Consider the following 23,686-nt stretch of genomic DNA (forward strand, 5'->3'; position numbering starts at 1 on the left):
CGCAATCTTCCATGACTCAAACCACTCATGTCGCAAGGACGACCTGCAGTAGTGCGAACAAACTCTTGATAGACTTCGGCGGAGTTAGCAAAATCAAATTCTTTAACAAAACCAAGACGGCGACCCACCTCGGCAAAAATTTCCCAATCTGGTCTGGCTTCCCCTGGTGCATCCCTAAACTGAGGACAAAGAGTAACCACCCGTTCGGAATTAGTCATGATTCCTGTTTTCTCTCCCCATTGGGCTGCGGGTAGAACTACATGAGCAAAGCTGGCAGTTTCTATGGGATAGTAAGCGTCTTGGACGATGGTAAAAGGAGAATTTAATAGGGCTTTTTTAGTCCTGACTAAATCGGGCATACTGACCGCAGGGTTGGTAGCTGCCACCCAAAATACTCCCACTTCTCCCCTTTCTAAACCTGTAATCATATTCCAAGCATCTCTTCCAGGGTTGGGGTTAATACTTCCTGCTGGTATTTGCCAAATTGACTCCAATTCTGCCCGATGTTGGGGATTTTTGACTACTCGATAGCCAGGAATAATGTGAGCCAGCCCCCCTGCTTCTCTACCCCCCATGGCATTGGGTTGCCCTGTTAGAGAGAAAGGTCCCGCCCCAGGTCTGCCAATATTGCCCGTCATTAAATGCAAATTGATAATGGTGCGGACTTTTGCCGTACCTTCGGAAGATTGATTGACTCCCATCGACCAAAGAGAAAGAACATTTTCCGATTCCGCCCAATAACGGGCTGCTTCTTCTAAATGATCGATCCTAATCCCACAGCGACGGGCGACTAATTCTGGGGGATATTGTTGAATGACTTGGGTAAAATTACTAAATCCTTGAGTACATTCATCAATAAATAAGGTGTCTAGCGCACCCCAGCGCAACAAAAGATGGGCAATACCATTGAGCAGATCCATATCCGTCCCTGGCTGAATTGCTAGATGTAGGTCGGCATCTTTCGCCGTTTTAGTTTCCCTGGGATCGACCACAATCATTTTTACCTTACGATTTTTCTTGTGGTGCATCCGCAAGCGATTGTAGACAATGGGATGGCATTCGGCGGTATTAGTACCGATTAAAAAAGCACAATCCGTTACTTCGAGGTCGTCATAGCAAGTAGGAGGACCATCAGAACCAAAACTTTGGATATATCCTGCTACTGCTGAAGACATACAGAGGCGAGAGTTAGCATCAAAATTATTCGTTCCCAGACAACCTTTGAGCAATTTTTGGGCTATGTAGTAATCTTCGGTTTGGAATTGTCCCGATCCATACATACAGATCCCGTCAGCCCCTTGAGTTTCCCTAACTTCTTGGATGCGAGACGCAATACGGTCTAAAGCTTCCTCCCAACTAACCCGACGAAACTCTTCATCGAGAGAATAACGCATCATGGGGTATTTAAGACGGTCTTTATCTAAAGATTCGGCGATCGTACCGCCTTTGATACATACTTTACCTTTACTAGAAGGATGAGAGCGATCGCCACGAACTAACCAAGAAGGTTTTCCTTGACTATCGCGATTAGTACTTCTGCCAGATTGAGCGGGTGGTAATACTTCTAAGCCACAGCCTACTCCGCAATATGGACACAAAGTTTTAATTGATTCGCTCACTTTTTTTCTCCTCTTCTAGGTTTTCAAGTATTTATGGTTAGAAATTGTGCGATCTGTAACGGTTTTTTAGTCTATTATTACTCTTCTAAATCACTTAATTACTGTTAACAATAATACCTATTTTAGATTTTATTTATATTTGCTCTATAAGAAAAAGTGCCGAGAAGACCCTTAAGCTTTCTCAGCACTAATTAATTGTAGACGACAAATAAAGCTATATACTTTCCGTATTCAAAACGGGAGCCGAATCGGGGGCAACTTCTTCATCATGGTGAGCTTCGGCAAACGAACCTTTAGGCTCTTTAAGCACGACAAAGCATAAAGCAGCGACAATCAATGCTGCCACACCCATAATTTGGAAGAAGCGAGCATTAGTGGCAGCAATAATCGCAGGAGAAGGATCTGCTCCACCGCCTAACCAGCCAGGAAGCAAACTAAAGATGTTGAGATAAAGTACTGCACCAACGTTACCGTAAGCACCTACATTACCAGCAACTTGACCAGTGACGCGCTTTTTAACTAAAGGCACAATCGAGAAAGTAGAACCTTCGCCAGATTGAACGAAGAAAGAACAAAGCATAACTAAGATGACTGCTAAAGGTAAAGCCCAACTACTGGTAACTTGGCTGAAAATCAGATAGGTGATACCCATACAACCAGTCAAAACACCCATAGTCAGTTTGCGACTGCCCAGTTTGTCAGATAGCAGACCTCCACCAGGACGAGCAGCAAGGTTCATAAAGGCGTAACTTGAGGCAATCATACCTGCTGCTGCTGGATTTAAGCTAAATGTTCCTTCAAAGAAAGCAGGAAGCATGGACACTACTGCTAATTCCGAACCAAAGTTAACAATGTAAGTCAGTTCTAAGATAGCTACTTGAGAGAAGCTGTAACGATCTTCGGCAGGGTAACGTTTCTTGCCAGTCATTAGATCTTTGTTTACTACCCAACAATTATAAGCTTGGAACAAATATAAGCCTAACAACACCAGCCAAATAATATACATCGTTCCAGTTTCGTAGAGCCCTAACTTCTTCAAACGCCAAGCTACTAGACCGAGAATTGCACTTAAAGGCACGTTCATCAACATTAAGAACCAAAAGTCTCTTTTAGTAGTAACCTCTAAGCCTCTAGCACTCTTGGGACGACGATATTGCTTTCCTGGGGGAGTGTCTTTAGCATTGAAAAGGTAGAAAACACCATATAAAGCAGCAAAAATACCAGTTCCTGCGATCGCAGCACGCCAGTTTAAACCAGAACCAGCTGCGCCAAAAGATAACCAACCAGCAATCAAAGCCATTGTAAAGGCGGAGAATGCGGAACCAAAGTTACCCCAACCGCCATAGATACCTTCCGCCAGACCGATCTCTTTGGGAGGAAACCATTCTGCAACCATGCGAATCCCAATTACGAAACCCGCACCCACAATACCCATTAACAGACGAGAAATTACCAACTGGGTGAAGTTTTGTGCCGAAGCAAACATCAAACAGGGAATTGCCGCATACATTAACAGCAAAGAATAGGTCAATCGAGGACCAAACTTATCTAACAACATCCCGATAATGATACGGGCTGGAACTGTCAAAGCTACGTTACAAATCGCTATAGTTCGGATTTGCTCTGTGGTTAAGCCCAGATCGGCTTTTACAGTAGTCGCCAAAGGTGGAAAATTAAACCACACAACAAACGATAAAAAGAATGCAAACCAAGTTATATGCAGGATTTTATACCTACCCCTGAATTGCCACATTTCTCCGAGCATTTAATTACCTTCCTTCACTATTGAAATTACTATACTTAAAACTTAAATTTAGAGACTAAATACTAAAGCATTCAACAACTATAAATATATATTTTGTGCTTTTCCAATTGCTCATTAGTTATCGATGTTCGTTGTCCTTTAATTATTTTGTCTCCTGCGATATTCGCGTCTTTTAAACAATCTATGTGTAGTTGTTAAGTCGCGTTTATCTTGAGGTAATAATTACACTTCAAAAAAGCATTTATCGTATATTTGGCTACTAAAATTCTGAAACTATGCTTGTTTAATGTATTTTTTACATAAACTCCATACTTTTATTGCATTATTTTCGTCTCAAAGATTCGATTGTCTCAATCCTTGGTAAAAACGTAATATTTGATACCGTTCTATAACTAGGCGATCTTGATTTTGTTAGAACTGACAATTTTTGGGGATGACAATTAGACAAATCCATAACTAAAATCAATTATGTTGTGCTACAAAAATTCATGAATCCTACGGAACTAAAAACCTATCTCAATCGCCTTGTAAGTCAAACTTGGGTAAAGATGGGTGCATTGGCAATCTTAGTTAAAAAAGATGCCAAATTACAAAAATTCCTCAAAGACTTCCAAGAGTTAATTGACTTTTAAATTCTTTTCCTTTTACCCTTGGTCAACTTAAATAATGCGAATGATATTACACGTGCGTTAAGCTTAATAAACGTTAATATAACTTATAGCTAATTGACATTAAAAAATTTTATCTTGGTAGCAAGCTTGTGGAAGTCTGGAAAATCCTCAAAACAGAAACCCAACAAAAACTAATCAATTTATTCTCTACGGGGTTACTTTTTTGGATTGCAATTACTCTGCTTTTACCCACCTTACCTACTTACATCCAATCAATGGGGGGAACAGTCGAGCAGGTAGGTATGGTCATGAGTTGTTTCGCCATCGGATTAATTGTTTCTCGTACTTGGTTGGGCAAAATAGCCGATATTCGCAGTCGTAAGCTAGTCATTCTTATTGGTAGTTTTGTGGCAGCATCCGCTCCAGTAGGTTATTTACTGGTAAATTCCATTTTTGGTTTAGCCTGTATCAGAGCTTTTCATGGCATTAGTATTGCTGCTTTCACTATTGGTTATAGTGCTTTGGTTATAGATTTGTCTCCCCCAGAGTATCGGGGAACTTTAATCGGTTATATGAATTTGGCAGTGCCAATTGGAATGTCTATTGGACCAGCTTTGGGTGGATTTTTAGAAGATAGCGGTAAAAAACTCATGCCCGATGGTACTGGCTATGAAGTGCTATTTTTAATTTCTATTATTTGTGGTAGTTTGGCGTTTTTGCTTGCTAGTCAGATAAAAGACTCATCTTTACCGAAGGATAGTTCTTTCTCAAATGAAAATATCGTCATAATTCAAAGAGATTTTTGGCAATTAACTAAAGATCCTGGATTAATAGTTCCGACAATTATTTTGTTGCTCATTGGCTTAGTTTTTGGTACTTTGGTAGCTTTTTTACCCCTATTTATCAAAGAATTAGAGCTAGATTTTAATGTAGGCTTCTTTTATACTCTAACGGCGATCGCCTCTTTTTCAGTACGTTTGTTCGTGGGCAAAGCAAGCGATCGCTATGGTAGTGGTTTATTTATTAGTGGTAGCTTACTTTGCTACATTATTTCGATGGTATTACTTACCCAAGCCACAACTCGACAGACATTTATTTTAGCAGCGATCGCCGAAGGTGCGGGAGCAGGAATTTTAATTCCGTTAATTCTGGCATTAATTAGCAATCGCTCTTATGGCAACGAACGAGGTAAAGTATTCGCCCTCTGCATGGGAGGATTTGATGTGGGAATTGCTTTGGGAGGTTTAATTTTAGGATCTCTAGCTGAAGTTTTAGGCGGATACAGAGGTATATTTTCTTTAGCAGCAATTCTAGCAGCTATAGCTCTATTAGTTTTTATGACTCAAGCAGGGAAAACAGTTCGTTATTCTTTGTTTTTTGCTTTAGGTAGAGAAAAAGATAGTTATGCTTTAAAATCCTAGTAATCTCTAGATGAATTGCATTTTGCTTGCTATTCAACCATTTGAACCGATATCTCCTCTGAATCTTGCCACAATTCTAAGCGTTTATTTTCTGCCAAAAAGTCTCTTAATTTTTGCCGATATAAACTCCTATATTCCTCAAAATCATAGCGATCTACTCTAATGCCAAAATCTTCGCTATCCTCTCCTTGTAAAATACCAGCAATTTTATTGTTAACGGTAACAGAATAGTGACTGCCATCAAAGGTATTGCTGGGATCTTTGGTTACTTCAGAAGGGGGAGAAAAATCATACATAACATCATAACTTTGAGCCAACTGGTGAAATCCTAATAAATAGCAATCCATTAAGTTTCTACCATAGGTATCATTAATCATGCTCCATGCAGATCTGGGAGGTACATAACCAATAAATTTTGCTTCGGGAAATATATCTCGTAAGTTAGCAAAAGTTTGTACGGCAGAAAGATCGCATTTCTGGGGTGGGGCTGGTTGATAAAAACCAGGAGTGTATACAGGGGCGGTGGCAAAGTCCACAGGTTCAAACTCGCGATCGTAATAGTTCCCAGGATCGGGACTAATACCCAACAATGTCATAGCTGAAAATAGTAAAACATCTGCTGAGAGATAAGCTTCTAAGGGAGAGTTAGTACTTAAAGTCTCGAAGTTGACAGGTTCTTGTTGTTTACGTTCTTTTTCAACAAAATTGAGACCATCTACGCCAATATAAACAGTTTTAGGCTGTATTCCTGCTTCTCGTAAAGACTTGGCATAATTGACAAAATCAGGAATTTCTCCACCTTTGAGAGCGTAATTAAAACAGGTTTCCGATTGAAAATTCGATTCTCTTAAAGCTATAACCCGAGAACTGCCCAGAATGATACAATCGTAATCTATTTCATCCTTAGTTCTTAAAAACAAGTTTGTTTTGGTGATTCGTTCGTTAAAAGCAAAGTTTCTACCCGTCAAAATATTTCCATGACTGTACCATAAAGGATCGATTGCCCAGTTGATAGCTGCCACAGAGCCTAATAAAACAGAGGTAACCAAGCCATAAAGTTTAAAACTAAATTTATTTTTGGGCTCTTTTGAAGTAGTTGTAGAAGCGGACATTGAGGTCTTTTTATATTTACCTAGTTTAAAAAAATCGGCTGCTATACTTTTAAAATTCATTTTTAGATAATGTCAGTATTAGTATATATTTTAAAAATTAAAATTGGAAATATAAAAATTCACTGACTCTAGAAAAACAGAGTAGAGATAGTGAAGTTAATCCCGCAACAATTACAGTCCAAATTCTATTAGGTCTCCAAACCAAAGATTTCCAAAATTTCTTTACCCATGGGGATGTACTAGTCTCGATTGGCTCTGTCAAAGTAGGATTATATTTGCCCATCCATTGTTGAGTATTGGGAGTAAACCAGGCAACTAATAGAAGTATGATAATACCGAAAGTGGCATATTTTTGACTAATTCCTACATTAACCGTGAAGCCCAAAAACCCTATTCCTAAGTTTCTTAAAAAGCCCAAATAAGGTTCTAAAAAGACTGGGAGTTGAACGCCATTAAAGCCAAACATAGACTCAAGCATCGAAATTGCCGTATTAAAGTTATTGGCACGGAAGAATACCCAAGAGATTACTACGGCTACAAAAGTTGTCAGCCAGCCAATACCCCGTAGCAACCAACCATCATTTCTCAGATTGTGACCCAAACTTTTGCGAATTGAGCGATATCCATGATTGATAGCGAGATATATTCCGTGTAAACCACCCCAAAAAATAAAAGTCCAGCCAGCACCATGCCACAAACCTCCTAATAACATAGTCAAGATTAAATTAGCGTAGCGTCTTGGTTCTCCTTTACGGCTTCCACCTAAAGGAATGTATAAATAGTCTCGCAAGAAGTGGGAGAGGGTAATATGCCACCTACGCCAAAAATCGACAATACTCGTAGCTTTATAGGGAGAATTAAAATTTAACGGCAATTTGATGCCAAACATATAAGCAGCACCGATTGCCATATCAGAATAGCCTGAAAAATCAAAATATAGCTGCAAAGTATAACCCAAAGCACCCACCCAAGCCTCAGAAAAAGTAAGATCTATACCTTGAGAAGCTGCGGCAAAAGCCAAGTTAGAATATTCGGCAATGCGATCGGCAAAAATGACCTTTTTAAATAAACCAGCAATAAAAACAGTCAAACCAATAGCGAGTGTTTGCCGACTGAATTTATAAATGGAAGATTTTTCAAATTGTGGTAATACTTCTTTATGATGTACGATTGGACCTGCTATTAATTGTGGAAAAAAGCAGACAAACAACATATATCTTAAGATATTATATTCTTTAGTTTGCCCGTGATAGGCATCAACTAAATAAGCTATTTGTTGAAAAGTGAAAAACGAAATTGCTAGGGGAATTACTACTGATGGCAAATCAAAATCAGTATTAACAAGCTGATTGATGTTACTTACCAAGAAAATTGAATATTTAAAATAGCAAATTAATCCTAAATTAAATACTATACCCAAGCACAATACTGCTTTTTTCCAAGTTGCTTTTTCTAATACATTACCTAACAGGTAGCCCAAACTATAATTAATTAAAATAGAAATAATAATTAAAGGTAAATTCAACGGCTTCCACCAACCGTAAAAAAACAAGGAAGCCAATACCAACCATAATATAGGTATTTGTTGTTTGACATACTTAACTTTTCTACCTAGTAGAAAAAATCCCATTAAGGTGATGGGGAGAAAAAGAACAACAAACTCAAAGGAATTAAAAAGCATGATTTTCTTCGGCGATTATATATAAGCATTTATTTATGGTCTAAGATTACTCATCTGAGTAAGATAGGAATTAAGTAAGCTCAGTCTGTGAGATAGCTGAGACTAGGAAAAAATCAAAAGATTGCCATAAAACATCAATTTAGTGAAAATAGATAATTTTGCTATTATTTCAGATTAGCGATATGAATTGCCGAGATTGCCAAGTACTTATAATACTATTTAACTTATATTGAATTACATAAATCATCACCTTTACTCCAAATAATTCGATTCGGTTTCTACTTTTCGATACAAGACAAAAACTATTGACCACAAGCAAATTAATCTTAAAGAGTCTGAAATTAAAGTTGCCCAAGCTGCCCCTTTCCAAGAAAACAAAGGAATTAACCAAATATTCAAAATAATATTAAGAATAGCAGCCGACAATTGCACCATACTCCGAGCTTTTTGATGCCCCGAACCAGTCAGAGTATCTGCTGCTAGATATTGAAATGCTGCGATCGCAGGTAAAGGAGAAAGCCAGAGCAAAGCTCCTATTGCTTCTGTATATTCTTCCCCTAAAATTGCAGGAATAAAAGGAGCGATCAGCCAATAACCAACCACGCTTAAGATGGCATATAAGGTTAGAATCGGTAACAAACGTTTGGCAAAACTCAAACTACCTTTAATGCCCGATGCGCCGTGCTGAAAAAACCGTTTGTAGCTTGCCCCAAATAAAGCTAATAGTGGTACATTGCCCACATCAATAAAACGATATGCAGAACCATATATTCCTGCTGAAGCCACATTAGATAATTTACCCAACATGGATTTATCTAAACCTGCATTAATATTATTTGCCGAAGCACTAATTGAAAAATACAAACCCTGTCCGATATTAGATTTTAATTTAGAAAATACAGGACGAGGAAGACCAACCATTTTGTTAACTATCAAAATGGCAATTACTGATGTAATTGCCGAACTCGCAAAATAAAGATAGCCCCAAGTTGCTACGGTAGGTTGGGTAAAAAAAGCTGCTAGAGACAGGGCTGCAAACAGTTTGCCACAAGTACTTAAAATCCCCAACTGTGCAGTCTTCTTAACCATGCTGGCAGCTACTAGAGCCTTATAACTAATGTCTAGAAGTCCCAAACAGATCAGATCTGCTAGCAAAACAAGCAAGGTAGTCGTCCAGGTAATATTCTGCGGAAAAATCAGTGGAGACAATAGTAATAAAATAATTGTCAGCAACGCTCCTCCAGAAGTTAACAGAACTAAAGTATTACCCCAGTAAGTGCTAAAAGAGGATCGATCGGTAGCAACTTGTTTTACTAGTATGTGTTCGCTACCTAAAGCAATAAACGGAAAAATAATTGATGCGGAAGCTGTAATTACTATAAAAGAGCCATAATTTTCTTTTCCCAACAAACGCGCCACAACAATAAAATATCCCGCTTGCATGACCACGTTAAAAAGTTTGGAGATTAACATCCATGATGCATCTCTTGCCAAGCCAGTCTGAAATAGATTTGTTGCTTTAGTTCTAATCTTTGATAGATTCATGATTTCTATTTCAGGTTCGGGATATTAGTATTTAAACTATTCAGAAATAACATACTTGTTGTTTTTGGCTATTACTAGAGAGTAAGATATTGCCGTGTATAATGCCCAGAAAGAACTGTTCATATTGGATATAGTTCCTTCTGTTAGGTTAGACAATAAAATATAAGTCAGAAACAATAGAGGCCAAAAACCCTCTGGATTATTAGTCGTTCTTAACAGTTTCAGAGATTGAAATGTAGTGCTGAAAAAACTTAAGATAAATACGGCTAATCCCATAGCACCTACAGATAGCCAAAGATCCAAAAATCCGTTGTGTGCGTAAACTACGGCTATAGTCATCGCTAGTTGGATGTAACCAGAGGGTCCTTCATAACCATTCCAGAAAGCAGCTAATCCGTAACCCAGCCAAGGACGCAGTTCAATTTTGTCCCAGACATATTGCCAAATAAACGTCCTACCAGATAGGGTTACATCCCGACCTACCAAGTCTAGTAAGGAATCAGACCCTAAACCAAAAAGTAAGATAATACCAGCAAAACTGATAATAGTCAGTGCTAAAACCGCCGATATCATCACTTCATATCGCCATCTAAAGATACGGTAGATGAAGCACAACATTATCATCACCATAAAAGTTCCCAAAGCAGTTGCAGATTGCGACCAAACCATAGTGACGCAACTTAAAAACAACAGTCCCCAGTAAACCCAGACATACTTACCGCCACGAAAAGCATTCAACAGAAAAATTACTCCACCAGGAGCCATAAATGCTCCAAATTGGTTTTTGTGGGTGAATACTCCTCTAAATGCTCCTGCATGCACCCCTCCCATCAAGCCATATTTCGGGATGCCGATGGCAAATAAAATACTTAAAATCAACAATAAGCCATAAGTCCAAACAAGTAAATCTAGTTGTTCGGCTAGAGTGTAACGAGTTGCTAGGTAAAGTCCGAAGCCAGTTGTACCAATAGCGTAGATGGCAAATCTCATAGTCTGATCGGGATTAATCGACCAGAAATAGGAGAAACAAATAATCCCTAGAAATAACCAGAGAAATTTGTTGCGGGAGAGAGTTGCCAAAACCTTTTTCCAGCGTATTGCTAAGAGGCAAAAAGTTACAATATAAATCAGCAGAGATATTTTGGCATTGATAGATAAATCTAAAGCTCTGATATCTACACCATCTCCCTCGCTAGATCCGTTAGTTAAAATTAAAGGGACAATAGCCTGGGATATATGAATTAGAGAAAAGATAGAAAAAATATATTCAAAAATTCTCAAAAAATTAGTTTGACTTTTCGTCATCATATTGAGCTATTAGTAAAAATAAATACGATTTCACTATTATGGATAAGTTAGAGGTTAACTGGGATTATACATTTTTTTTAACTTTTTAATTTAGATTAATCAAAGGTAAAGTTAATATATTCCCTGTCTGGGGCAGAAGAAATTGCTAGAGTTTTATTTTCTAAAATAGTAATTAACTTATTCGTAAAATAGATCAAAATGTAGGGACAGCGAATAATCTGAACTAGAGTGTGGATAATTTTTTTCTGCTTGATATACTCTATAGCTTTATAGTAATATAGTCTTTTGAAGAAAACGGTTAGGTTTTGATTGAGAACGGCGATCGCTTTTTCGTCTTTGATAGTTTTAGCGGATTCTAAATCTATAAAACGCTGGGTAATTTGACAAGATTGACTGAGATATTGGGTTGGTTTTCTCGTGGAAAGAGAAACTTCGCGAGTTCGATAATAGTAATAAGGACGAGGTATTAGTACAAAACGTGCTTTGTTTAATAAGCATTCTAGGTAGAGAATAAAATCTTCTCCTACTTGAATTGACTCATCATAGCTAATGTTATGTTCGAGTAAAAATTCTCGTTTGATCAGAGGTTTTGTATAGCCAAAACTCCAATTTCGAGGAGCATTAATTGGGTTAGGGCGATCGGTGATGATGAATCTGGTAGCATCGATTAATTCAACACCATTTTGACGCGGTTGATGTTCCTGTAAAAGAGTACTCCAAGGATATTGTTCGCGATCGCGAATTAGAAATAAATCATCGGCAACTAAATCGGCATTTTGCTGGGCTGCTACTCGCAACAGCATTTCTAGACGTTCTGGAGCATACCAGTCATCAGAATCAAGCAATGCAATCCAGTTACCTTGAGCTTGTTCGATCCCACAGTTACGTACGCTGCTTACCCCTCGATTTTGCTGGTTAGCAATAATTCTCAAGCGAGGATCGCTAAAACTGCTTGCTACCTTTAGGGTAGAGTCGGTAGAGGCATCATCGATTAAAATGACTTCAAAATTGCCATAAGTTTGCGCAAAAACCGACTCTAAAGCCCTAGCAAGATATTCTTCACAATTATAGGCGGGTATGATTATGGATACTTCTGGGTTCATAAATCCAAATTATTAATAAAATTTTAAAAAGTTATATTGTCGTAGTTACAGAGCTACGAACCTCAGTTAGTAATGATTTACCATCTAAATGTTCGGGAATTTCTGCATTCATCAAAGACAAGATCGTCGGAGCTAAATCTACAGTTTCTCCTCCAGATAGTTCGACTCCTGTGGGAATATCTGGCCCTTGAGCAGCAATAAATCCCTGTCCTTTGTGACCGCCAGCGCGACAGTGAGTTAAAGGACCAACTCTTCCTAACTTAGAACTATCTACTACATCGGTCATGGGTTCTTGCCAAATCACTACGATGTCAGCATCGGGTAATTTAGGATTATCATCCAAAGGAGTTGTACGAGTTTTAACCGCTTGCTTGACTACTTTGTTGCCAGTTCTAGCATCGACGAGATCTTCAAGCATGGTAATAATCTCATCACAAAGAGCAAAATACTCTTCTGGTTCGACAACACCATCTCTTTCTCTTCCTTTGAGGTTGATGCGAATATGACCGTTAGTAAAAGCTGGTAAGGCAAATGCTTTCATTTCAGGCCAAAGAGGAGAATACCACATACCAGGCATCCAACCCATTGCTACTTCCTGTTCGATAGGCTCGTCCAACAAGCTATAGGGAGAAAGTAAACCGTGTTTTTGACCGCGCAAGAATTTTTTGTGAGTCCAAGTACGGAACAGCTTTTCGATGGGATTGGGAGTGTATATCTGACTCCATATTTCTCCCGCCCAAGAATTACGGATGGGTTTGGTAACTACAGGACCAGGTTTAGTGCCGACTTTGCCTGGGGCTAGAGCGGGTTTGCCATAGTGCATTCTATAAAGAAGTTCGGGCAAAATTGCCATACTCAACAAATCGGTGAAGTTTCCAGCCATGCCGTGAGCGGAAAAACAGATTACATTGGAATCTTCTGGAGCTTCTGCTATGATTTCGCCAATTGCTTTATCGACTCGTTTGTAGGTATTGAGTACGGGGTCTTCTTCTCTCGTACCATTTTTGGTTAAGTGATTATAAACTGCATGGTCGTCTTGACTATAGTTGTAGACATCGTGACCGATAGTATGGGTCTCCCCAAACACCATCAAGAATAAATCCCAGTTGTCTTGTTTGAGCAAGTCGCGAGCGATCGCAGAATGTCCTGCAATACTCTCTTCACAAGCATCTTCGACCCATTTAACGTATTCGGGATTCCACCACAATCCATTATCGTTATGTAATACGGGGTTTTTGCCATGTTTGTTAACAACTTTCTCAAATAGTTCGGGAGGATTGGAAGCGCTTACCGTATAAGGATAATGACCTCCCCAACCCAGGATCTGAGGCCCGTTAATCTCATCGGAAAGAGTTGTGACGGGAACGTCTAATACTGCTACTTTGTAATCTTCACCCAAAGCATAAAAAGGAGCGAATTCTTGATAATCGTAACCACTTTCTACTACATCGCAGACAATACCATAGTCCTTAGGATCGTAAGCTGCGGTATCCCAATAGCCCAGAGTATCGGGGCGACATCCAGTGTTAAAAGTAGCCCATAGGGGTTCGGTAGTAGAATATTCAGTGGATTTACCACAATATTTAACTGTATTGTCCAAACGACTGTATGTTCCTGCTGCTACAATCTTGCTGAGATTGGGTAAATGTCCTGCTGCCATCCATTCTTCGATTAATCGAGGTTCGGCTGCATCTAAACCAATTACAATAGTTGATTTTTTCATTTTTTTACTTGAGATAATTGTTTAAAACTTAGTTATTAATTACGAAATAGACTAAAAAATTATGTAGCTTTATTTACGCAGGAGCGGTTTTAGAAGGACTACTCTCGCCAGAACTAGAAAAATAGTTCTTACTATATTTAGCGTGATAGGAATAGCGATCGAATTCATTGGGTTTAACTCCATTAATAACCATCCCCAAAACTTTTTGAGAAAGATTAGCATTCATAATAGTTTCTTGAGCTAGTTCCGCACTCTCTTTTTCTACTACTCCAGGTCTGCTAACAAAGACAATGCCATCAACTAATTTGCTTAGAGTCAAAACGTCAGCGGTAACAGCCAAAGGGGGTGCGTCAATAATGGTTAATTCATAATCTCTTCTCGCATTGGCTACTAATTGACTCATTTCTGTAGAATCTAATAGAGCTAAAGGGTTGGGGGCAATAATTCCTGCTGTGAGTAACTCTAATTGTTTCATTGGTTGATTGACCACCCTATTGATAGGAGTTTTGTGAGCCACTACATCTTTAACTCCTACTTTATTGCTAACTTGCCATAGTTCGTGCTGAGAAGCTTTTCTCAAATCTCCATCAATGAGTAAAACCTTGCGACCCAATTGAGCCATTGCCGCGGCTAGATTAGCAGCTATAGTTGATTTTCCCTCTCCTGGAACGGAACTAGTGATTAAAATAACTTTGGGCTGTCGCTTGACTGCTAAGAATTTAAGGTTGGTTTGAATCATGCGGTAAACTTCGCTGGCAAAAGAATCGGGCTCTCGTTGAACAACTATTCCGCCTTGAGTTTCTTGCAGATTATCTAGAGGAACAATTCCCAAAACTTGATAGGAGAACTTTTGTTTGACTTCAGGAATAGTTTTAAGAGTGCGGTCTTGTATTTCTAACAAAATGGCTGTGAGATTAGATAAAAACAGCCCCATCAAAATTCCTAAAGTCATTAAGGCTACTCTACCCGTACTTCCTTCCTCTGGTACTCTGCCTAGTTCGATAACTTCGGCGTTACCAACAGGTTGATTGAGTAGAATTTCTAAGTCCCCTTTATTAGCTAGCAAGGTATTGTAGTTTTCACGAGTAGTTTCAACTTCACGAAGCAAGCTTTGCTCTTGCTTTTCTAGTCGAGGAATTTCTTGACTTCTATTGAGATAGACTTGTTGGTATTGAGCTAAAGCAGATACTTCTGTTTGCAAACTCAATTCTTCAATTTTGAGGCTAATAAATCTCTCTAGTTGATTTTCTTTAATATTATTGCCACTTTGTAATAAACCTGTAGAAACTTGCGCTCCAACATATTGAGTAATTAACTGTTGTAAGTTAGCGTTCAAAGTTCGTTTCTTTTCGTTTAAACTTTCAATTACAGGGTGGTTGTCGTTAAATCTTTGACGTTCTTGAGCCAGTTGAGTTTCTGTCTCTCCAAGTTGCTCGATAATACTTTGAACTTGAGGAGTGCTAGCTAGTTGATCTGCTCTAACGGCTTGGTTTAGATTTAGACCTAATTGACGTTGCAGATTAGCAGTCTGAGCTTGTTTGCCTTGTAATTCAGCACCTACTGTAGAGATTTGACGATTGAGATTGGCTAATTCTTGTACTAAAATTTTCTTTTCTTCTTGCAAATCTACAATCTGATTCTGCTCGTAGAAGTTCTGCAAGCGAGATTCTAAAGATTCAAGTTGACTCTCAATTTTGGGAATGGTTTGATCGATAAAAGCACTAGCACTGGCATTGGTGGATTGACTGCTTTCAACTTGTCGTGTAATATAAACATCCATTAAAGTATTAACAACTTTGGAAGCAATAACGGGGTCTGGATCTTTGTAAGATAAAGAAATAACATCAGTTCCGCCGACTATTTCCACAGACAATCGCTTCTCAAAATCTTTAGGTTTCAGGGGTTTTCCTTCATCATTAACCAGCTTTAAAAGATCGATAGTTTGTTGAATTACTGGTTCTGAAGTAATTCTGACTTTTTCAGTACTCAAAGGCGTTTGATTATCTAGAATAGAATCTAGATCTCTCCCTTCATTACCAATCCCCTCTAAAAGAGTGGCATTTTTCTTGAACAGAATTTTTCCTTCAGATTTATAGGTTTTTTCTAAAAAGCTGCTTAAAAAAGCGGTTGTTGCAACAGTAAAAGCAAAAACGGCCAATGCTGGTATCCAGCGTCGCTTCAGCTTCAGTAAATACTCTCCTATATTTAAATCTAGTTCTCCTCTGGAATTAGAATCAGAACCATTACCTTTTTGCAAGTTAGTCATAGTGTTTTCCTTAAACTTAAATCTAAGCTATGTTGCCCCTTTTCCTAAAATTAATTTTTAGTATTTACATTTACTGTTATAAAAAATTTATAGGCGATTAGACAGGTGGATACCTTAAAGTTTTAGTAAAGTTGAGCGTAAATAATATAAAAATATTAAAAAGTGAAATTATTGAAATTTACTTAAATCGGTCTATTTTTGGCAATTGTTATTTTGCTCTTAAAAAATAATCCGAGCTATTTTAAGGCTTTTTTCAAATAAGTCTTAGATTAGGAGCATTAACGCTCTAAAATCAACGTTATTCCAAAAAAAGCATTTGCTATGTATCTGAAAAGTATTTATTACCCCTGTCAATATTGAGCTCGATAATTATAGTTATTAGTATTTTTTAAGTGAATAGAAAGAGCGGTTCGATCGCAGTTAAAAAATATAGTACTTATCCCATAGTATTTACTTAAGTATTAACTAGTGAGATACAATTATTTTTTATAATAGTTTAACTCAGATATTTGTATTTTTGAGAAATCTACATTGTTATGAGTTAAAATTCAACTCAAAAATACCTTATTTATTAATCTAAAACTAGAAAACTGAAAATTAGCTTAGTTAAAATCAATTTAATAATCTATATCGCTACCAAAAAAGAATACTCACTACTAATAATTTAATAATTTTCTGATACTAGCTTCCATAACCTCTTTAGTTTGTCCTGAAACGCTGAATAATAAAGCTTCTCGATATACTCTTGCAGCACCAGTTTCTAAATAATTGGCAGCACCACTAGAAGCAATAATTGCCCCTTGAGCGCAACGTTGGGCTAAATTAATTAAATCTGCTCTTAGTTGTAGTTTTTCTGGGTAAAAGCCTGAATCTTTTGCCGTCAAATCGATAGCAAGCTGTTCGGCTCGCTTTGCTTCGCCGTGAAGATTTTGCCAAGACTCTTTTAAAAAACCAAGTTGTTTATTTATTGCTAAGGATGACAAAATATCCAACCCGCCATAGGCACAACCAAGAGCATACCAACCATGATTGAGAATATTACGGCGACTGTTGTGATGGATCGATCCTGCTGGTTTAATTGATACTACCCAGTCTTTTTCCAAATACCATCGGTCTATTTTGGCACTGACTGTATTGGTAGAAGAAATCGCCATCAGTTTCATTGGCGAACTAAGGTTTATACTACCTCTTTTTTTTCGCCAAACATTTTTAAAAGGCAAAATACCGTAGATTTCTCTACCATCTTCTAGGGTTGCTCCCAAAATAAAGCGATCAAAAAAATTATAACCAGTAATCCAAGGTACTTCTCCTGTTATTTCGTAACCATTAGTTAATTCCTTTGCCGATACCATTGGTATCCCTTGACGACGTAAATGAGAAAAACCTACCCCGATTAATATTTTTCCTGTTGCCATCTGAAGCAATAATTCTTGTTTTAAGTATTTATTATTACTCTTGCTCAACATCTCTCCCGCACTTTGATGCTGTGTCTGCAAAAAAGTTAAAGCACCAGAAGTTTTTGCTAGAAGAACTTGCAAACGGGAATATTCCAATTTGCTCCAACCACTTCCCCCCATTTCTAGAGGAACTTTTAATGCTAATAAAGAAAGCTCTCCCATTTCTTGTAAAGCTACTTGTAAAGCTTGAGGAGAAAGGTCTATCTCATTAGCTACAGGTTTAATTTTTTGTTGAAGCCAAATTTGGATCTGTTGTTGACTAAGCTTCATCTTTAGGGGATTCTAGGTTAATGTCTTTCACATTTCGGGCAATTCTAGACAGTTCGCTTTTCTCGTTCAAAGATACTCGAGATGGCGAACCACTAATAATACCTTCGTAGTTGCGGAAAGATTCTTTAATAAAGGGAATTTCTGGTGCTTCGGAGCTAATAACATATTCTCGAATCCCTTTATCGTGCCACGAACCGCGCATTTTAAAGACGTTCATAGCTCTAGACATTTCACCGCGAATTTCCACATATTGCAGCAAAATAATCGTATCGGTAATGGTAGAAATATGAGATTCGGTAATCGAGTTTGCACCCAAAAATTGATCGGTAGTGTTAGTAAAAAAACCAGTAATCTCTTCTTGCTTGGCATAACCCGTAACGCCAATCACAAACTGACGGAAAGCATTATTGGTTACACCTCTAGCCAAAGCAGATAAGGAATCGATCGCAATCCGAGAAGGTTTAAATTCGGCAATTTCTGACTTGATCATTTGTAGGTGATCTTCCAAACCAGCGGACTCTGGATAACAACAAAGTAATTTGAGCAAACCCTGTTTTTCCATCTCTTCAAAGTCTACCCCCCAAGAAGAGGCATTACGAGATAATTGAGCTCTGGATTCTTCATAGGCGAATAACACCGCTCTTTCTCCCTGACGACAGCCTTCCTCCAAAAACTTGCTAACCAGCAAAGTTTTACCCGTACCAGTAGCTCCCGTAGCTAAAATAATCGAATCTTTGAAGAAGCCACCCCCACAAAGTCGATCAAGAGTTTTGACTCCCGACGAGCGACGCACGTTGGACGAACGTTGGGTAAGACGCATTGCACCCAAGGGAAAGATGTTGATCCCATCGTTAGTAATAGTAAAGGGGTATTCTCCCTTCATGTGAGTCGTACCGCGCAACTTAAGGATTTCAATAGTACGACGACGACGCTCTCCTTCTAGAACGTTGCGAATAATAATTACGTTATCAGAAACAAATTCTTCTACTCCAAAACGAGCAATAGGGCCGTATTCTTCTACTCTTTCGGTCGTTAAAATAGAAGTAACTTCTAACTGCTTAAGACGAGCAACTAAACGAAAGATTTCCCGTCTGACAACTGATGCTGCATCGTACTGTTGAAAAACTGCAGTTACCGAATCAATTGAAACTAATTTGGCTTTATATTTGCGAATTGCATATTGAATGCGCTCGATTAAAGCGGAGAGATCGAAGTTACCGACTACTTCTTGCCCTTCAGGATCGGGAGAAGTATCAAGGATAAATAATTTGCCGCGATCGATTAAATCTTGCAGATCCCAACCAAAACTGTGGGCATTTTCAATAATGTCTTTGGGGGATTCTTCAAAAGTAACGAAAATACCAGGACAGTTAAAATATTCGATTCCCAAATAAAGAAACTGTACTGCAAGTAGGGTCTTACCCGTGCCCGAAGTTCCACTTACTAAAGTAGTTCTACCGATGGGCAACCCGCCATGAGTGATTTCATCAAATCCTTCAATCATCGTGCGGATCTTACGAACACCTCTGGTTGATAATTCAGGTTGTCGTGGCTGATTATTAGGATTTGGTTCGTTCATCTAATAAATGAAAAATCTAGTTGCCTAAATATAAAAGTTGGTAAAAGTGATTTTATGAGACAGTATAATATTCTACGATACCCTAACTCTCTTTACCCTCGGAATTAAGATTCTTTTTCGCGTATTTCTTCGTATAATAAGTCTAAACCAATTAAAACTTTTTCGCGATCGCTCAAGTCCCCAATGATCTTTCTGACTGGTGGAGGAAGAACTTTTGATAGAGTTGGAGTTGCCAAAATTTTGTCTTCTTCCGCTAGTTGAGGATTTCTTAAAACATCAATTACTTTGAGAGCGTATACTCCTTGAAAATCTTTCTCTAAAATATTTTTTAAAGTCTTCAAGGCTCTCACAGAATTAGGTGTATTTCCTGCTACATACAATTTTAGGACATAAGTTTTTCTAAATTTATCCATAATATTAAATTATTTAAAGTTTCGGACGGGAGCAAATATAAAAATTTAAGTGAAATAATACTAAGTTATCTAAACATAATTTAAGACTAACTATTATTTTTATTCTACTCCAAATAATAACTTCAAAGAAATATCTTCTCCAGGAATAGAGCGACGATACATTTCACATAATGGGCAATTGTATCAATCAAAGCAAGACGATAATCTAACAAAATATCATCATTTCTACCTTCTATTCGTAGTTGATGGGAAAAATCATCGATTAAATCCATATGTATCTCTAGGATTTGGGAAGTAGAGATATCGGCAAAAAAAGCGCGATCAACAAATTCATCGATTAGTTGATTAATTGGCGAATTATCTTCAAAATAATTGAGTAAAATAGTCCGATAGCTAGAACTCAATTGTTCTAATAAATCTTGTTGTTGTTCTGGAGATAAATTGCGATAAAAATCTTGATGATTTCTTTTGTAAAAAACTCCAAGATATCCCAACCTTTCTTTAATTTTGTTGGTTAATCTACGTTGTTGAATAGCTAAAGAACTACTGGCTTTAGTCATAGAATTGTTGGGAAATTCTGATGACAAGTTGTCATTTTTAATATTGGGAGACAAATTTAAGAATTTGGTAATAGCTAAATTAATATAGGAACTAATCTCTTTGATTTGAGTGGGATATAAATGTATTTCTGCTGGATGATAGATTACTCGTTCGATGTCAAAATCTGATAAAGCAACATTGTCATCTACTTCTGACATATTTTGGGAGTCGATTGCGCTTTCTGCTTCAATAATCACTACAGGTAATAATATTTGGGAATGCCATAGCTGCTGAGTAATTTCTTTAGTTGCAACCTCATTAACCAGTGCAATACAATCTATTTGCTCTTTGTACTGAATTATAAAATCTACTAGTTTCTCTGCCATATTAAAATGCTTGAGTGCGTAGCGATCGCTATTTAAGAGTTTGCTGACAGATTGAGTTAAGGATTGTTGGATGGAAAATAAACAAATCTGTAATTTACTCGGTACAGAGCGACTATTGGAAGGTGACCTTTTATCTGAATAATCTGACATTGCTAGATGAATTTTACTGGATAGCTGCTAGTGTTTTCTAACAATAGTCAAAATTAACTTTACACGATCGCCATTGACTAGCAGTTGGAGCAATTTTCTCTAAATTGCCAGAATCTAAGCGAAATTGAGATGCGATCGTCTAATAGCAGCAATGAAATTTGACGTTAGTCAATATTTCAACATAATATCAATTAAAAGTTAACATTTATTGCGTCTGTTTGGGAATTGTAATTTCATTAACCCAGCAATGATAGTTAAATTCAATCATGAAAGATAATATTATCAGTCATTAAATCACAATTGTTAATCATTTTTATCGACTGATTCTAGTACAATTAGGAGATAGGTATATATAGTAGTTAAATAATAAAATATTATTATCAATTTAAGTTAGAACCTCTTCACAAGCCAACCAACTAAGATATAGCTACATTTATAGCGACCGTTTGAGTTAACTTCTGGAGACAAAAACCAGATAATTTATGTTTAGCCCTGATTCTACATTAGATGAATTTACTTGTGCTATTGCAATCTGTGAGCCAGAAGCAGACTTAGGTACTGTCCTACGTATTTTCCAGCAAACCAGTTGTAATTCTATAGCAATACCCGAACCGAATAACAGTTGGGGAGTTATTAGTTCTGGCAACCTGCTTTCTCTTCTGGCAAAATCTTGGCAACAACTTCCTCAGATGGGGGCGAGTTATGCCAAAAATAGTCCAGATAGGGATAATTTTGCTTACCCTACCATTAATAATGTTCGGGAAGCTATCGAACCAGCAATTGTCTGTCAGGCTAAAACTACGTTGGCAGAATTTTTCGACTCTTTACAAAATAATTCTTTTCAGACCAGTCAAGTTGAATATTTTATTGTCAATTCTTTAGGTGAATTAAAAGGTAAATTAGATAAAGATAAATTGCTCAAATATTTGGTATCTCAACATAAAGATAGTATTCAAGATACTAATATTTCTTTACCTAATTCATTACTTTCTTTATTAGATTTATTTGATGATTTAGCATTACCCATTAAAATCGAAAATTCTACCCAACAAGATTGTTATGTCAATCGAGCTTGGCAACAATTAGTTGATTCTAGCCAAGAGCAACATTTAGATTATCTCCAAAAATCAAATGTTTCGATTGCTCATTGGTGGATGGAACGACAATTTAATGTTTTGCAACAGAATTCGGCAGCAGAAAAAATCGACGCAACAACTACTCGTGCTAGTTTATGTTGTTTGCTAGATAGAGCTAGTTTTGTACCTCCTCATACTATTCCAATTTTTCAGAAAAGAGATTTAAAATTGCAACAGTCAGCAATTCAATGTATAGATCTGGCTAGTTCTCCATTAAGAAATTTATCTTCTTTAGAAATCAAAAGAGGTAATCAGTGGGATTATCTGAAAATTCCTCTAACTTTCAAGGGAGAACGTTGGCAGACAGAAACAAAACTATATTGGTTGATTTTAGCAATCGAATCATCATTACTCCCCAGCAATGATTCTCCTGTGGTTAATTCTAATACTTCTCTTAAAGCTTCAACTGTAGATCGATTACTGGCTACTATCGCTCACGAATTGAAGTCTCCTCTAACAGGTATTTTAGGTCTATCTAAATTACTCAACAGTGAAAAAATAGGCATTCTCAATCAGCGTCAATCTTTCTATATTAGCTTGATTCATAATAGTGGCAGTAAATTGAGCGATATTGTTAGCAACCTAATCGAACTAACTAGCTTGAGTGGGAAAGAAACAGAACTAAAATCAGAAGCGATTAATCTCGAACTACTGTGTCATCAACTTTATCAAAAAGCAGTCACCAAGTTAAAATCGTTACAGTCAAATGAATTAGAGTCAGTTGTTGCTAATACCAAACTAGAATTAAACGTTAACCCTGAAGTTAAAACTGCGATCGCCGATAAATTACGACTTTCTAGTATTTTGATGCACTTAATGTTAGAAACAATCGAGTTCTTCGAGTTTTCTGCTTCAACAATTCAAATTACCATTCAAGCCGAGTTAAGAGGAATAGCGATCAAAATAAGCAATAAACTTGATGAGTCTTCTATTTCTCCTGTAGAAAATATTAATGCTTTTAGTCAAGAAATTAGTTTGAATTTGGTTATTGCCAACTATCTAGCAGAAATACTTCAGGGTGAAATCAAAAGTAAATATGAAATTAATAGTTGTTCTTTTACTTTACTCTTGCCCGAAGTTCTTCCCCAATCCGATCCTTCATCTCTCAAATTACATTCAGGGGTCACTAAACAAGATGCAGTTACGAGAAATCTAACCATTCTTTGTCTGTATCCCGAACCAGAAGCGATCGATATATCTCTTTGTAACAATAGCGACTTAGACTTTAATCTTAAAAAATGGGCAGAACAAGATTGGTCTAAGATTGAATGCGATCGACCCAACTATCGATATCGGATTATTGAAGCAGATGGTTTGGAACAAGCTCATACTCTCGCGCGTATTTGGCAGCTAGATGCAGTGTTATTAGATGGTTATCAGATTAGCGATCCCCTAAATTATTTGCAGTCGCTTCAAAAATCCGAATATTTATCAGCATTACCCATAGTTACTCTAGATTCCCAAACTACTGCGGCAGCCAATCAAGTCGAAGGTTTAAATGTTTACCCCTGTTTGCTTCCCGCAGAATGTCGCAGCATTCAAGATTTAATCCAAGTAATTCAGATTGCTACTGGAATCTAAATAGCTGTTCTCAATAGATT

General features: G+C 37.5%; 16 protein-coding genes. 3 read left to right on the forward strand and 13 right to left on the reverse strand.

Annotated elements, in window-relative coordinates; genetic code table 11:
- Positions 1 to 1,619 (reverse strand): molybdopterin-dependent oxidoreductase (locus AC33VI_RS21255; RefSeq protein WP_491784266.1); only part of this gene is annotated, 1,619 nt, incomplete at its 3' end.
- A 214-nt stretch (positions 1,620 to 1,833) separates the two neighbouring features.
- Positions 1,834 to 3,384, reverse strand: coding sequence for an MFS transporter (locus AC33VI_RS21260; protein WP_491784267.1), 1,551 nt, complete (start codon positions 3,382 to 3,384; stop codon positions 1,834 to 1,836).
- A gap of 488 nt (positions 3,385 to 3,872) precedes the next feature.
- On the opposite strand from AC33VI_RS21260, the gene AC33VI_RS21265 reads away from it, so the two are divergent.
- Together AC33VI_RS21265 and AC33VI_RS21270 are read left to right on the forward strand one after the other, a co-directional pair.
- Positions 3,873 to 4,016: a hypothetical protein gene (locus AC33VI_RS21265; protein WP_491784268.1), complete on the forward strand. Its 144-nt coding sequence runs from the start codon at positions 3,873 to 3,875 to the stop codon at positions 4,014 to 4,016.
- A 128-nt stretch (positions 4,017 to 4,144) separates the two neighbouring features.
- Positions 4,145 to 5,416, forward strand: coding sequence for an MFS transporter (locus AC33VI_RS21270; RefSeq protein ID WP_491784269.1), 1,272 nt, complete (start codon positions 4,145 to 4,147; stop codon positions 5,414 to 5,416).
- A 29-nt stretch (positions 5,417 to 5,445) separates the two neighbouring features.
- Here AC33VI_RS21270 and AC33VI_RS21275 read toward each other — a convergent pair whose 3' ends face one another.
- From AC33VI_RS21275 to AC33VI_RS21325, 11 genes are all read right to left on the reverse strand, one after another.
- A complete protein-coding gene (locus tag AC33VI_RS21275) occupies positions 5,446 to 6,528 on the reverse strand; it encodes a hypothetical protein (RefSeq protein WP_491784270.1) in 1,083 nt (360 codons plus the stop codon).
- Positions 6,529 to 6,625: 97 nt separating this feature from the next.
- Positions 6,626 to 8,209 carry an MBOAT family O-acyltransferase gene (locus AC33VI_RS21280; RefSeq protein ID WP_491784271.1) on the reverse strand — a complete coding sequence of 528 codons (1,584 nt, stop codon included), beginning with the start codon at positions 8,207 to 8,209 and terminating at the stop codon, positions 6,626 to 6,628.
- Between the two features lie 252 nt (positions 8,210 to 8,461).
- On the reverse strand, positions 8,462 to 9,754 hold the full coding sequence (locus tag AC33VI_RS21285) for an oligosaccharide flippase family protein (protein ID WP_491784272.1): 1,293 nt from the start codon (positions 9,752 to 9,754) through the stop codon (positions 8,462 to 8,464).
- A gap of 36 nt (positions 9,755 to 9,790) precedes the next feature.
- Positions 9,791 to 11,062: an O-antigen ligase family protein gene (locus AC33VI_RS21290; RefSeq protein WP_491784273.1), complete on the reverse strand. Its 1,272-nt coding sequence runs from the start codon at positions 11,060 to 11,062 to the stop codon at positions 9,791 to 9,793.
- 95 nt (positions 11,063 to 11,157) lie between these two features.
- The gene (locus AC33VI_RS21295; protein ID WP_491784274.1) at positions 11,158 to 12,165 is read right to left on the reverse strand and encodes a glycosyltransferase family 2 protein; all 1,008 of its coding nucleotides are present in this window, start codon (positions 12,163 to 12,165) and stop codon (positions 11,158 to 11,160) included.
- A gap of 31 nt (positions 12,166 to 12,196) precedes the next feature.
- Positions 12,197 to 13,888, reverse strand: coding sequence for an alkaline phosphatase family protein (locus tag AC33VI_RS21300; RefSeq protein WP_491784275.1), 1,692 nt, complete (start codon positions 13,886 to 13,888; stop codon positions 12,197 to 12,199).
- A 73-nt stretch (positions 13,889 to 13,961) separates the two neighbouring features.
- Complete coding sequence (locus tag AC33VI_RS21305; protein WP_491784276.1) at positions 13,962 to 16,154, reverse strand: GumC family protein; 2,193 nt, start codon at positions 16,152 to 16,154, stop codon at positions 13,962 to 13,964.
- 656 nt (positions 16,155 to 16,810) lie between these two features.
- Positions 16,811 to 17,881 carry an acyl-CoA dehydrogenase family protein gene (locus AC33VI_RS21310; RefSeq protein ID WP_491784277.1) on the reverse strand — a complete coding sequence of 357 codons (1,071 nt, stop codon included), beginning with the start codon at positions 17,879 to 17,881 and terminating at the stop codon, positions 16,811 to 16,813.
- Entirely contained in the window at positions 17,871 to 19,460 is a 1,590-nt protein-coding gene (gene kaiC, locus AC33VI_RS21315; protein ID WP_491784278.1) for a circadian clock protein KaiC, read from the reverse strand. The genes AC33VI_RS21310 and kaiC overlap by 11 nt, the downstream gene beginning before the upstream one ends.
- Positions 19,461 to 19,564: 104 nt before the next feature.
- Positions 19,565 to 19,873: a circadian clock protein KaiB gene (kaiB, locus tag AC33VI_RS21320; protein ID WP_491784279.1), complete on the reverse strand. Its 309-nt coding sequence runs from the start codon at positions 19,871 to 19,873 to the stop codon at positions 19,565 to 19,567.
- A gap of 122 nt (positions 19,874 to 19,995) precedes the next feature.
- A complete protein-coding gene (locus tag AC33VI_RS21325) occupies positions 19,996 to 20,949 on the reverse strand; it encodes a circadian clock protein KaiA (RefSeq protein WP_491784280.1) in 954 nt (317 codons plus the stop codon).
- A gap of 482 nt (positions 20,950 to 21,431) precedes the next feature.
- On the opposite strand from AC33VI_RS21325, the gene AC33VI_RS21330 reads away from it, so the two are divergent.
- Positions 21,432 to 23,666, forward strand: a complete 2,235-nt coding sequence (locus tag AC33VI_RS21330; protein WP_491784281.1) for a sensor histidine kinase — start codon at positions 21,432 to 21,434, stop codon at positions 23,664 to 23,666.
- The last annotated feature ends 20 nt before the right edge of the window (positions 23,667 to 23,686 follow it).

Source organism: Waterburya sp. (assembly GCF_058530065.1).

Coding starts and splice junctions, on each gene's coding strand:
- AC33VI_RS21260 (WP_491784267.1), bottom strand. CDS start 3,384: ATGCTCGGAGAAATGTGGCAATTCAGGGGTAGGTATAAAATCCTGCAT.
- AC33VI_RS21265 (WP_491784268.1), top strand. CDS start 3,873: ATGAATCCTACGGAACTAAAAACCTATCTCAATCGCCTTGTAAGTCAA.
- AC33VI_RS21275 (WP_491784270.1), bottom strand. CDS start 6,528: ATGTCCGCTTCTACAACTACTTCAAAAGAGCCCAAAAATAAATTTAGT.
- AC33VI_RS21280 (WP_491784271.1), bottom strand. CDS start 8,209: ATGCTTTTTAATTCCTTTGAGTTTGTTGTTCTTTTTCTCCCCATCACC.
- AC33VI_RS21285 (WP_491784272.1), bottom strand. CDS start 9,754: ATGAATCTATCAAAGATTAGAACTAAAGCAACAAATCTATTTCAGACT.
- AC33VI_RS21290 (WP_491784273.1), bottom strand. CDS start 11,062: ATGATGACGAAAAGTCAAACTAATTTTTTGAGAATTTTTGAATATATT.
- AC33VI_RS21295 (WP_491784274.1), bottom strand. CDS start 12,165: ATGAACCCAGAAGTATCCATAATCATACCCGCCTATAATTGTGAAGAA.
- AC33VI_RS21300 (WP_491784275.1), bottom strand. CDS start 13,888: ATGAAAAAATCAACTATTGTAATTGGTTTAGATGCAGCCGAACCTCGA.
- AC33VI_RS21305 (WP_491784276.1), bottom strand. CDS start 16,154: ATGACTAACTTGCAAAAAGGTAATGGTTCTGATTCTAATTCCAGAGGA.
- AC33VI_RS21310 (WP_491784277.1), bottom strand. CDS start 17,881: ATGAAGCTTAGTCAACAACAGATCCAAATTTGGCTTCAACAAAAAATT.
- kaiC (WP_491784278.1), bottom strand. CDS start 19,460: ATGAACGAACCAAATCCTAATAATCAGCCACGACAACCTGAATTATCA.
- kaiB (WP_491784279.1), bottom strand. CDS start 19,873: ATGGATAAATTTAGAAAAACTTATGTCCTAAAATTGTATGTAGCAGGA.
- AC33VI_RS21325 (WP_491784280.1), bottom strand. CDS start 20,949: ATGTCAGATTATTCAGATAAAAGGTCACCTTCCAATAGTCGCTCTGTA.
- AC33VI_RS21330 (WP_491784281.1), top strand. CDS start 21,432: ATGTTTAGCCCTGATTCTACATTAGATGAATTTACTTGTGCTATTGCA.